At 69.8% G+C, this 11,595-nt stretch carries 11 protein-coding genes; 9 read left to right on the top strand and 2 right to left on the bottom strand.

The window, feature by feature from the left end; translation table 11 throughout:
* The first annotated feature begins 194 nt into the window (after positions 1-194).
* Positions 195-737 (top strand): TOPRIM nucleotidyl transferase/hydrolase domain-containing protein, encoded by a 543-nt coding sequence (locus AB0I59_RS27990; protein ID WP_358137592.1) that lies wholly within the window; start codon positions 195-197, stop codon positions 735-737.
* 117 nt (positions 738-854) lie between these two features.
* On the opposite strand, the gene AB0I59_RS27985 is transcribed toward AB0I59_RS27990, so the two are convergent.
* A complete protein-coding gene (locus tag AB0I59_RS27985; protein ID WP_358137590.1) occupies positions 855-1,631 on the bottom strand; it encodes an IclR family transcriptional regulator in 777 nt (258 codons plus the stop codon).
* A gap of 67 nt (positions 1,632-1,698) precedes the next feature.
* On the opposite strand from AB0I59_RS27985, the gene AB0I59_RS27980 reads away from it, so the two are divergent.
* From AB0I59_RS27980 to AB0I59_RS27965, 4 genes are read left to right on the top strand one after another with little or no spacing between them, the layout of a single operon-like run.
* Positions 1,699-2,868 carry a cupin domain-containing protein gene (locus tag AB0I59_RS27980; protein ID WP_358137587.1) on the top strand — a complete coding sequence of 390 codons (1,170 nt, stop codon included), beginning with the start codon at positions 1,699-1,701 and terminating at the stop codon, positions 2,866-2,868.
* Entirely contained in the window at positions 2,865-3,713 is an 849-nt protein-coding gene (locus AB0I59_RS27975) for a fumarylacetoacetate hydrolase family protein (RefSeq protein WP_061252634.1), read from the top strand. Before AB0I59_RS27980 ends, AB0I59_RS27975 begins: the two co-directional genes overlap by 4 nt.
* Complete coding sequence (locus AB0I59_RS27970; RefSeq protein WP_061252845.1) at positions 3,713-4,423, top strand: maleylpyruvate isomerase family mycothiol-dependent enzyme; 711 nt, start codon at positions 3,713-3,715, stop codon at positions 4,421-4,423. Before AB0I59_RS27975 ends, AB0I59_RS27970 begins: the two co-directional genes overlap by 1 nt.
* 26 nt (positions 4,424-4,449) lie before the next feature.
* Positions 4,450-5,766, top strand: a complete 1,317-nt coding sequence (locus tag AB0I59_RS27965; protein WP_358137584.1) for an FAD-dependent oxidoreductase — start codon at positions 4,450-4,452, stop codon at positions 5,764-5,766.
* Between the two features lie 76 nt (positions 5,767-5,842).
* Here AB0I59_RS27965 and AB0I59_RS27960 read toward each other — a convergent pair whose 3' ends face one another.
* The gene (locus tag AB0I59_RS27960) at positions 5,843-6,586 is read right to left on the bottom strand and encodes a TetR/AcrR family transcriptional regulator (protein ID WP_358137581.1); all 744 of its coding nucleotides are present in this window, start codon (positions 6,584-6,586) and stop codon (positions 5,843-5,845) included.
* Positions 6,587-6,652: 66 nt separating this feature from the next.
* Here AB0I59_RS27960 and AB0I59_RS27955 point away from each other — a divergent pair, with 66 nt between their 5' ends.
* The 4 genes from AB0I59_RS27955 (at position 6,653) to AB0I59_RS27940 (ending at position 11,592) form a co-directional block, all read left to right on the top strand.
* Complete coding sequence (locus AB0I59_RS27955) at positions 6,653-8,263, top strand: MFS transporter (protein WP_358137578.1); 1,611 nt, start codon at positions 6,653-6,655, stop codon at positions 8,261-8,263.
* A gap of 186 nt (positions 8,264-8,449) precedes the next feature.
* The gene (locus AB0I59_RS27950) at positions 8,450-9,430 is read left to right on the top strand and encodes a phosphotriesterase family protein (RefSeq protein ID WP_061252637.1); all 981 of its coding nucleotides are present in this window, start codon (positions 8,450-8,452) and stop codon (positions 9,428-9,430) included.
* A gap of 50 nt (positions 9,431-9,480) precedes the next feature.
* Entirely contained in the window at positions 9,481-10,437 is a 957-nt protein-coding gene (locus AB0I59_RS27945; protein ID WP_358137574.1) for a phosphotriesterase family protein, read from the top strand.
* 21 nt (positions 10,438-10,458) lie between these two features.
* On the top strand, positions 10,459-11,592 hold the full coding sequence (locus AB0I59_RS27940) for an FAD-dependent monooxygenase (protein WP_061252639.1): 1,134 nt from the start codon (positions 10,459-10,461) through the stop codon (positions 11,590-11,592).
* The last annotated feature ends 3 nt before the right edge of the window (positions 11,593-11,595 follow it).

Raw genomic sequence — 11,595 nt, 5'->3', positions numbered from 1 at the left:
CACCAGGGGACCTGGGCGGTCCGTGATTCCGCGTACGGCCAGAAGCCCGGCGGCGACGAACCCCGACCCGGGGCGGCATTAAAGATCCTGATGACTACTGCTCCCGCCGATCAGGGTTTCCTTCAACGCGGGAAAATGGGTACAAACCTGGCCGGATTCGGTGCAAGGCTGAGCGCGTGAACCGTACGCACACCGTGGTCCTGGTCGAGGGGATCAGCGACAAGTCGGCCATCGAAGCGTTGGCCGAGCGCCGGGGCCGGGACCTCGCGGCCGAAGGCATCTCCCTCGTGGCGATGGGCGGTGCCACGAACATCGGGACGTATGTCGGCGAGTTCGGCCCTTCCGGTCGCGATCTCCGGCTGGCCGGTCTGTGTGACGCCGGCGAGGAAGGCGCCTACCGGAGGAGTCTCGAGCGCGCCGGCCTCGGGTCCGATCTCAACAGAAGCGATCTGGAGGCGCTCGGATTCTTCGTGTGCGTGGCTGACCTGGAAGACGAGCTGATCCGCGCCCTCGGCACCGCCACGGTTGAACGCGTCGTCGATGCCGAGGGCGAGCTCGGCTCATTTCGCACACTCCAGAAGCAGCCCACATGGCGCGGGCGCAGCACTCACGACCAGCTGCGCCGGTTCATGGGAGCAGGCGGCGGCCGCAAGATCCGCTACTCGGGCCCGCTCGTCGCGGCACTGGAGCTCGATCGTGTGCCGCGACCGCTGGACGGACTGCTGGCCCACCTATGAGGCCGCTGGGGAGCGCGCCGAGGCCGAGGAGATCGCCGGCCGGTGCCGTTGGGAAGGCCCCCGCCTATGACGGGCGTTCGGATTATCGCCCTGAGTGGCGCGACTGAGCGTCAGCGTTCAGGGGGAGCGGGCGAGGTCGGCCTCGACGGCGTCCGCGGTGCGGGAAAGGGTGTCGACCAGTGACGGCAGCCGGTGCCGGTCGTAGCGTCCGCTCGGCATCGACACCGACAGGCCGGCGAGGGCGTTCCCGTCCGGGGCCCGGACCGGCACACCGAGCGCCACTACGCCGCGCTCCGAGCGGCCCTGGTTGAGCGCGAAACCGTTGCGCCGCACCCGGGCCAGCTCGGTCCGCAGCCGGCCCAGGTCGGGTCGGTCCGCGGGCCGGTCGGCGTACCGCTCGGCCGGGTAGGCCGCCTCGAGTTCCTCGTCGGTCAGCTCGGCGAGCAGCAGCAGCCCCGCCGTGGTGCGGTGGGCCGGGAACACCATGCCCTCGCGGGAGCTTACCCGCAGGCTCTGGAAGCACTCGACGCTGGCGATGAACCGGACGGTGTCCCCGGTGCGCACCGCCAGGTTGGCGGACTCGTCGAGCACGCCGACCAGCCGGTGCAGGTGCGGCAGAGCCGCCGCCCGCAGTCGAGACGCGACCGAGGGCGAGTGGGCCGCGAGCTCCAGGACCGGGCCGGCCCGGTAGAGGCGCCGCTCGTCCTGGACCGCGAAGTCCCGGTAAACCAGCATCGCGAGCAGCCGATGCGCGGTGGAGCGGGCCACGCCCAGCCGCTCGGCGACCTCCGAGACGGTCAGCTCGCCCTCCAGTTGCAGCATCGCGGCGATCCGCAGCGCATGGTCCACACTGTTGATCATGTAGGTCGGCGGATTCTTCAGCGGCTTGTCCACGAACCTCTCGATTCTGCAGAGCAGAATTATGCGTTCTTCATAGTGTGACGGTAGCAACATTAGCCGTATGAGCACCCCTGTGGCCACGCCAGAATCCCCAGTGCGGCTCCGTGCGATCGACGCTCCGGACCAGCCCGACGTCACCCCCGCGCTCGAGGACCTCTACCGCGGTTTCGAGCGGGAGTTGCTGGTGCCGTTGTGGACGGAGATCGGCGGCCTGATGCCGGCGCATCCCCGTTCGCGGGCGGTGCCGCACCTGTGGCGCTGGGAGAACCTGCGGCGGCTCGCCGAGCAGGCCGGCGACCTGGTCCCGGTCGGCCGCGGGGGAGAGCGGCGGGCGATCGCGCTGGCCAACCCCGCGCTGGGCGGGCGGCCCTTCGCGACGCCCACGCTGTGGGCGGCGATCCAGTACCTGATGCCCGGGGAGGACGCTCCCGAGCATCGCCACACCCAGCACGCCTTCCGCTTCGTCGTCGAGGGCGAGGGCGTGTGGACGGTCGTCGGCGGCGACGCGGTCCCGATGCGCCGCGGTGACTTCCTCCCACAGGCCGGCTGGAACTGGCACGCCCACCACAACGCGGCCGGCGAGCCGATGGCCTGGATCGACGGCCTGGACATCCCCTTCCAGTACGTCACCGAGACGCAGTTCTTCGAGTTCGGCCGCGACGAGATCAGCGACGCCGAGCGGATCACTCCCGAGCGGTCCCGCTCCGAGCGGCTGTGGGGCCACCCCGGCCTGCGCCCGCTGTCGGTCGGCGAGCTCACCCCGGGCACCCCGCTGCTGTCCTACAAGTGGGAGTTCACCGACCGCGCCCTGGCCGACCAACTCGCCCTGGAGGCCGAGGGCTTCGGCGGCACCGTCGAACCCGGCCACGCCGCCGTCCGCTACACCAACCCCGCCACCGGCGGCGACGTGCTCCCCACACTCCGCGCCGAGATGCACCGCGTCGCCCGCGGCGCCGAGACCGCCCCCGTCCGCGAGACCGGCTCGTCGGTCTACCAGGTCTTCGACGGCTCCGGCACCGTCACCGTCGGCGACAGGACCTGGACGGTCACCCGCGGCGACCTGTTCGCCGTCCCGTCCTGGCAGCCCTTCTCGGCCCGGTCCGAGGCCGGCTCCACCGACTCCGACTCCGGCGCGCTGGACCTCTTCCGGTTCAGCGACGCCCCCGTCTTCGAGGCTCTCCAGCTCAACCGCACCCAGCACGACATCCGTATCGAAGGGACCACCCGATGAAGCTCGCCACCCTCCGCGTCAACGGCTCGACCCGCGCCGTACGGCTCGACGGCGACCGGCTGGTCGACCTCGGCGCCGCCGACCTCGGCGAACTCCTCTCCTCGGGCGACTGGGCCGCCAAGGCCGCCGCCGTCGATGCGGGCGCTGCCACGACCTACCCCGTCGAGGACGCGGACTTCGCACCGGTCGTCCCGGCCCCCTCGAAGGTCGTCTGCGTGGGTCTGAACTACAAGAACCACATCCAGGAGATGGGGCGCGACCTGCCGCGGTACCCCACCCTGTTCGCGAAGTTCGCCGACTGCCTCATCGGCGCCGCCGACGACATCGCCCGCCCCGAGGAGACCGGCGAGTTCGACTGGGAGGTCGAGCTCGCCGTGGTGATCGGCAAGCCGGTCCGCCGTGCCGAGGGCGCCGAGGCCGAGGCCGCGATCGCCGGCTTCACCGTCCTCAACGACGTCACCTGCCGCGACTGGCAGTTCCGCACCAAGGAGTGGCTGCAGGGCAAGATCTGGGACTCCTCCACCCCGGTCGGCCCCTACGTCGTGACCCCCGACGAGCTGCCCGGCGGCGTGCGTCCCGAGCTGGAGGTCACGCTCAGCGTCGACGGCGAGGTCATGCAGAACGACAACACCGGCGACCTGCTCTTCGACCCGGTCGCGCTGGTGGAGTACGTCTCGACGATCGTGCGGCTCAACCCCGGCGACATCATCGCGACCGGCACCCCCGGCGGCGTCGGCCACGCCCGCACCCCCAAGCGCTACCTGACCGGCGGCGAGCGCGTCGTCACCGAGATCCAGGGCATCGGCCGGCTCGAGAACACCGTGGCCAAGGACGGGGCGTCCTGATGCGCCGCACCTTCGATGACACCCTGAGCTGGAGCGAGACGGGCACCGAGCTGCTCCTCGACACCGCCGCCGGGTGGGGCGAGGAACAGTACCTCGCCCCCTCCGGGCTCCCCGGCTGGACCCGCAAGCACCTGGTGGCCCACGTGGCGGCGAACGCCGACGCGCTGAGCAACCTGGTGCGCTGGGCCGCCACCGGCGAGAAGACCCCGATGTACTCCTCGCCCCAGCAGCGCAACGCCGACATCGAGGCCGGCTCCCGCAAGCCGGCCGCCGAGCTGGCCGCCTGGCTGAGCTCGTCCGCCGAACGGCTCGCCGCGGGCGTCGCCGGCCTGAACGACGACCAGTGGAACGCCAGGGTCGTCACCGCCCAGGGCCGTACCGTCCCCGCGACCGAGATCCCATGGCTGCGCTCCCGCGAGGTCTGCGTCCACGCCGTCGACCTGGCCTCCGGCATCGCCTTCACCGACCTGCCCGCCGGATTCATGACCGCCCTCGCCGACGACATCGTCGCCAAGCGCGGCAGCGCCGCGGGTCCCGCGGTCGTCCTGGCCGCCACCGACACGGGCGACCACTGGGAGCTGCCCGGCGAGGGCGAGCCCGTCACCGTCGACGGGCCGCTCGCCGACGTCGCGGCCTACCTCGCCGGACGCCCGCACGCCCTGACCACCCCCGACGGCTCTTCCGCGCCGGCCCTGCCGGCCTGGCTGTGAGCGTCCCGGCCTTCGAGGAGAGCAACGTGACGACATCCACCACCTCCGCGAACCCCGTCGACGTCCTGATCGTCGGAGGCGGCATCGGCGGCCTGAGCGCGGCCTTCGCCCTGGCCCGCGAGGGCCTGCGGGTGCGCGTGCTGGAGCAGGCCCGAGAGTTCGGCGAGGTCGGCGCCGGCCTCCAGATCGCGCCCAACTGCACCCGGATCCTGCATGACTACGGCCTGTTGGAGGAGGCCAGGAGACTCGGCGTGCTGCCGAAGAGCATGGTGATGCGCGACGCGGTCGACGGCAGCGAGCTGACCCGTCTGGACCTGGTCGACCTGGAGCGCACGTACGGCTTCCCGTACATGGTCATCCACCGCAGCGACCTGCACGGCATCTTCCTGCGCGCCTGCCGGCGCGCGGGAGTCGACCTGGTCACCGACGCCCGCGTCAGCGGCTACGAGAACACCGCGTCCGGCGCCCGGGCGCTGCTGGCGGACGGCCGTGCCGACGAGGCCCGGATCGTCATCGCCGCCGACGGCCTGCACTCGGGCGCGCGCAGGCTCCTGGCCGAGGACGAGCCGGTCAGTTCCTCCTACGTCGCCTACCGCGCCGCCATACCCATCGAACAGGCCGGGCGGGACGTCGACCTCAGCGAGGTCTCGGTCCACGTCGGCCCGCGCTGCCACTTCGTCCACTACGGGCTGCGCGGCGGCGAGATGCTCAACCAGGTCGCGGTCTTCCAGTCGCCCAAGGCCCTCGCGGGCGAGGAGAACTGGGGCACACCCGACGAGCTCGACAACGCCTTCGCCGAGACCTGTCCGGACGTTCAGGCCGGCATCCCGCTGATGTGGCGCGACCGCTGGTGGCGGATGTTCGACCGCGACCCGATCATGACCTGGGTCGACGGCAACATCGCGCTGCTCGGCGACGCCGCCCACCCGCCGCTGCAGTACATGGCGCAGGGCGCGATCATGGCGATCGAGGACGGCTGGGTGCTCGCCAAGCACGTCGCGGCGCGCCGCGACGAGAACGGTGCGATCGACTGGCAGGGCGCACTCGCAGCCTACGAAGCCGTCCGCCCCGAGCACTGCCGGCGTGTCCTGACCACGGCCCGCGCCTGGGGCGAGCTGTGGCATCTGGACGGCGTCGCCCGCCTCCAGCGCAACACGCTCCTGCGGGCCCGCGACACCTACGACTACTCCTTCACCGAGTGGATCTATGGCCCCACGGCACTGACGCCGGAGGAGGAACCGCCGATGTTCTCGCCGATCCCGCTGGACTCCGTCGACGTCGCCGACCTGATCGGCGGGGCGGAAGCATCCCCGACACCGGCCGCACACTCACTAGACGCCTGATGGCGCGCCGCGCGCCGGTCCATCGCAGTCCGCCCGGAATCCGAGGCGAGTTCGCGCGGGCCGGCGCGGCTCAGCCTCAGTGGCGCCCGATCGAGCCGATCCAGCTCTCTGTGAGGACGTCCAGCATCTCGTCGCGCCCGACACCCCAGGTCCCCGGTGTCCAGTGACGCGCGACGTAGTCGAGTTCGGTGATGGCGATGACGCTGCGAAAGTGGCGGGTGCCGGCTGGGAACCGGTCGGCACGGTCGAGCCCGTCCTTGATGTCACCGATGGCCTCGTTCAGCCATTCGTCGAGGAGCGTACGGATCGCGGGGTCAACGGCCGCGGCCTCGAAGGCGGCCGTGGTGTAGGGGCGAATCACATCCCATCGTTCCGAGGTCGACGCGAGCCACGCGCGGATCCGCTCTTGTGAGCCGTCCTCGACCACGGCGACCAACTCACGCTCGGTCGACCCGTGCTCGGCGGAGGGGACCCGGTCGAGCGCGGCGTTGAGCCGCTCCGAGACGAGGGCCTTCATCAGATCGACCTTAGAGGGGAAGTGCGCATAGAAGGTCACCCGCGTCGTCCCCGCCGCCGACGCGATGTCGTCGACCGTCGTCGTCGCATAGCCCTTCGACACGAACAGGTCCAGGCCGGCGTCGAGTAGGAGCTTTCGCGTCATCTCCTTCTGTGCCGCACGAAGCGTCGCCATGCCCGCCAGCTTAGAGCACGACGACCGCGCGCTGACCTCACTGATCGTTCTGAATACGCGCTGATCGGACACTTGACGCCATGTCAGGTCATATGGCACCTTGCACACCCAATAGGTGATCGAGCTCACATCGGGGGGCCGATCTCGAGCGATCGGAACCGATCGCCCGGTCCATCGACAAGGAAGCAATCCGCAATGACGCAGACCGCTGCGCGCAAGCAGGGCTACACCGCCACGGTGGTCGCCGGCTGCTTCGCCGTACTCCTCGCGCAGGTGGCGTACTCGCTGCCCGGCGCGCTGAATGGGACCCTCCAGCAGGAGTTCCAGACCACCGGTGCCGAACTGACCTGGGTCACTGCCGCCTTCGCCATCCCCATGGTCGTCTTCGAGCTGACCACCGGCGTGATCGGTGACCTGTTCGGTCGCAAGCGGCTGCTGCAGGCGGGTGCTCTGCTGACCGTTGCCGGCTCGCTCGTCAGCCACGTCGCCGGTACGGTCCAGATCCTGTGGATCGGGCAGGTCGTCGCAGGTCTCGGAGCCGCGATCCTCTACCCGATCTCGCTCGCCATGCTGGCCGCGGTCAGCCCGTCGCAGGAGGCCCGCTCCAAGGCCATCGCCGTCTGGGCCGGCTTCCTCTCGATCGGTGCGGCGATCTCCCCGCTGATGGGTGGGTGGCTGGCCGCGGAGGGCGACTGGCGAACGTCGTACCTCGTGGTGATCGCGGCGGCGGTCGTCTCGATCGTCATCACCCAGTTCGCTGCCGACTCCTCGGCGCCGGAGGGGCGCAAGCTGGACATCCCGGGCCAAGTCACGCTGGCTCTCGGTCTGATCGCCATCCTCTTCGCCGCCACGCAGGGCTCCGAAGCCGGCTTCGCCCGCCCTGAGATCATCGGCGCCTTCGTCGCGGGCCTCGTGCTCCTCGGTGCCTTCGTCGTCATCGAGCTGCGGACCGATGTCCCGCTGCTGCACCTCGGCATCTTCGCCAACCGTTCCTACGCGATCGTCGCGATCGCCACGGTGGTCGGCATGTTCGCGTTCCTCGCGACGTGCTACTCGATGAGCATCTGGCTCGGCGCGATCCAGCACCAGAGCGCTCTGAAGATCGGCGTGCTGTTCCTGTTCATCCAGGGCCCGGCCTTCGTGCTGGTGCCGGCTGTCTCCCACCTGATCCGGAACTTCTCGCCTCGTTGGGTGCTCACCGTCGGCTTCGCCCTCATCGCCGTCAGCGGCATCTGGTGCTCGACGTTCGACGTTAAGGACATGAACTGGACGCGGTTCATCGGTCCGATGCTGGCCCTCGGCGTCGGCTTCGCGCTCACCGTCGGCTCGATCACGGCCGTCGCGATCAACACCGTTCCGCTGCGGCTCGCCGGCATGGCCAGTGCCACCACCAACCTGCTCCGCGACTTCGGCTTCGCTCTCGGTCCGGTGCTCATCGCCGCGTTCGCGGTCAGCCGGGCGAACAGTGACCTGAGCGCCGGTGTCGGCAGGGCGATCGGCGAGTCCGGGCTCGAGTCGCCGTACACCGACATCGCCGGGGGTATCGCCCATGGGGGTGGCGCCATGGCGATCAACTCGATGCCGGTCGTGCCCGGCGCCGGTCCGGACATGCCGCCGGTGCCGATGCCGGAGAACCTCCGCGTGCTCGCGCTCGAGTCGCTCGGCAGCGCCTACAGCCTCGCGTTCCTGGTCGCCGGCCTCTGCGCCGCCGCCGCGGCGGCTCTGACGCTGTTCGGACTCTTCGGCTCGAAGCGCGCCGACGTCACGGAGCCCCTGATCGACGAGGAGTTCGCCCCCGCCGGGTGACCTGAGAGTCGCCGGACCGAGTCGAGGTCCCCGCTTCCCGGAGGTGGGGACCTCAACTGTTCCATACGGGCAGGTAGTCTAATTTACCTGCCGGACATCTACTTGACGCTGTGTAAATCTAGATGACACGATTCACGCCGCAGCGTGACCGCGGTCACTCGCGCGAGACCGAAAGGAGTGGCAGTGATGGATGCCCAGACTGCCGAGAACACCGTCAACACCGTCCTCGGCCCCGTTCCCGCGCAGGAGCTGGGGGTCGTCGCGGTTCACGAGGCTCTACTGTCGGTGGTTCCGGGAGCGGAGTACGCGTTCGACGTCACCATCGACCGTGCCGAGATCTTCGAGACCCTGGCCGAGAAGCTGAAGGACTTCCGCGGGCACGGCGGCGGGACGATCGTCGACAGCACCGGCATGTTCCACGGACGCGATGTGAGACTGTACGAGGCTCTCTCGCGCACGACTGGCGTGCACATCGTCGCGTCGACGGGCCAGGGCCCCGAGGAGATGCTCGGCGGCTACTTCCTGACGCCGCAGACCAACCCCCCGACGCCATGGCCGGCCGAGAAGTTCGCTGACCTCTTCACCAAGGAGGTCACCGAGGGCATGGTGGTTCCCCGTGTCGAGCGGCGGGGTGCCGCGGGCCTCGTGGTCACCGCCGCCACCCTCGCGGGCATGACCGCGACCGACGAGAGCCTGTTCCGCGGTGCGGCCCGCGCCGCCTTGAGCACCGGTGTCCCGGTGTCCATCCGCTTCGGGAACGACGCCGTACGCGACCTCGAGGTCATCCTGGACGAGAAGCTGCCGGCCGACCGCGTCGTCGTCGGAGGGCTCGACCGCAAGGACGCCGTCGCGGTCGGCGCGCCGCTCGAGGTCGCCCGCCGCGGGGCCTACGTCGCGATCGACCACGTGGGCACCGAGGACGAGCGGCACCTCGGCGACAAGGAGCGGGTCGCCCTGGTGGCCCAGCTCGTCGAGGCCGGCTTCGGCGAGCGGATCCTGCTCTCGAGCAGCGCGACCGGTGTGGCCAAGGGCCACGACGGCAACGACATGCCGTACAGCTACGTCCTGTCGACGTTCGCCCCCCTCCTCAAGGCACAGGGCCTCAGTGACGAGGACGTCCAGCGGATCCTCGTCGACAACCCGCGCGAGCTGCTGTCGGTGCGCTGAGCGCGCGACAGCCCAAGATCTTCAAGTTTTTTCTCGAAAAGGTGAGCGTTGTGCCGAGAGTGAACACCGTCCTGGGGCCGATCCCGACCGAGGAGCTGGGTCTCGTGGCCGTCCACGAGCACATCGGGTACGGCATGCCGGGCTCCGAGCTGGACACCAAGTGGTGGAAGACGCCGGAGCAGCGGTACGACGAGACCGTCCCGAAGCTGCGCAGGTTCCACGAGTACGGCGGCGGCACGTTCGTCGACGCGACCGGGATCTGCAACGGCCGCGACATCGACTACTACCAGTCGCTGTCGGAGAAGACCGGCGTGCACATCGTCGCCTCCACCGGCTTCGTCGGTGGCGACACCGCCCTGCCGTTCTTCGCCCGGGCGAGCGTTGAGTACCTCGCGGAGCACTTCATCCACGAGATCACCGTCGGCATCGGCGACACCGGCGGTAAGGCCGGCATCATCAAGGTCGGCGTCAGCCGGGGCGGCCGGATGACCGACCTGGACAAGCGCATCTACCGCGCGGCCGCCCGCGCCTCCAAGGCCACCGGGGTCGGCATCCTGACCCACCTGGCCATCGACGCCGAGAACGCGATCGCGATCTTCAACGAGGAGGGCCTTCCCCTCGACCGCGTGCTCTTCGGGCACGTCGACGACGGCGTCAACGCCGACAAGACCCGCGACACCTGGATCGCCGAGCAGGGTGGCCGGATCGGCTTCGACACCTTCGGCTACGAGACCGAGCTCCCGGACCCGCCGTTCTGGGCCCGTCCGCGCAAGGAGCGCCTGGACCACTTCCTCCGGTTCATCAGCGGCGAAGGCCGCATCAAGCAGGTGCTCGCCTCGGCGGACGCCAACTGCAGCCCGCTGGGCTGGCCGGGTGTGAAGGGCCACACCGTCAACTACATCTTCGAGGACCTCATCCCGGACCTCCGCGCCGCCGGTCTCGACGAGACCGCCATCAAGACGATCTTCGTCGACAACCCCGCCGACTTCCTGTCGATCAAGAACTGACAAGGACAAGGAGCCAGAACCATGCACCCCTCCGACCTGAAGAACCTGAACATCGCCGTCGTCGGCGCGGGATACGCCGGCGCCGCATCGGCCAAGGCCCTGAGCCTCCTCGGCGCCACCGTCAACGTCTACGAGCAGGCGAGCCAGATCCGCGAGGTCGGCGCCGGCATCGGCCTGCGCCCGTCCACCATGGACCGGTTCCGCCAGTGGGGCATCATCGATGCCATCCAGAAGGTCAGCTCCGCGAGCGATTACTTCGAGATCCTCACCGCCACCAACGACCCGATCATGAAAGAGTCGTGGCCGGAGATCGACACCTTCGGTGAGACCACCCACCTGATCCACCGCGGTGACTTCATCGAGGCTCTCCTGGGTGTGCTCCCCGAGGGCATGGTGCACCTCGGCCACAAGCTGGAGAGCGTCAAGGACGAGGGTGACAAGGCGACGCTGACCTTCGCCAACGGCGAGTCGGTCACCGCCGACCTGGTGGTCGGTGCCGACGGCATCAAGTCGGTCGTGCGTGGGCAGCTGTTCGGCGGCAATGAGCCGGTGTTCTCCGGCGAGCACGCCTACCGCGCGGTGATCTCCGTCGACGACGCCCACGGGATGGCGGTCGACGACAACCTCCGGATGTACATCGGCCGGGGCACGAAGATCTACCTCCTGCCGTTGCGCCACCGCGACCAGGTCTCGTTCGACATCACCGCCCTGTGCCCGGACAGCACCTGGGCGCCGGCCATCACCAAGGACGACCTGCTGAAGACCGTCGAGGGTTTCGACGAGCGGATCGTGAACATCACCCGCGGCCTCGACATGGACGCCGTCAACTGCCGCGCGGTCTACGACATCGACCCGGTCGACACGTGGCACTCCGACTCCGTCGTCCTCGTGGGCGACGCGGCCCACTCGATGCTTCACCACCAGGGCCAGGGCGCGAACTCGGCGATCCTGGACGCCGGCGCCCTCGCCGACGCCCTCAAGGAGGCCGACTCCGTCAAGGAGGCGCTGGCACGCTACCAGGCCACCCGTAAGCCGGTGACCGACGAGCTGCAGCGGATCTCGCGCCAGGGCTGGACCGAGGACGAGATCAGCGACGTCTTCCCGGGCCAGAAGCCCGCGTCCCAGAAGCCCGCGTCCCAGAAGCCGAAGGCCTGACGC

The sequence above is a fragment of the Microtetraspora glauca genome (assembly GCF_040656155.1).
In the GTDB taxonomy this organism is placed as follows: domain Bacteria; phylum Actinomycetota; class Actinomycetes; order Streptosporangiales; family Streptosporangiaceae; genus Microtetraspora; species Microtetraspora glauca.
Note: the sequence above shows the minus strand (reverse complement) of the source record. Positions and strands in the feature narration are given on the sequence as shown.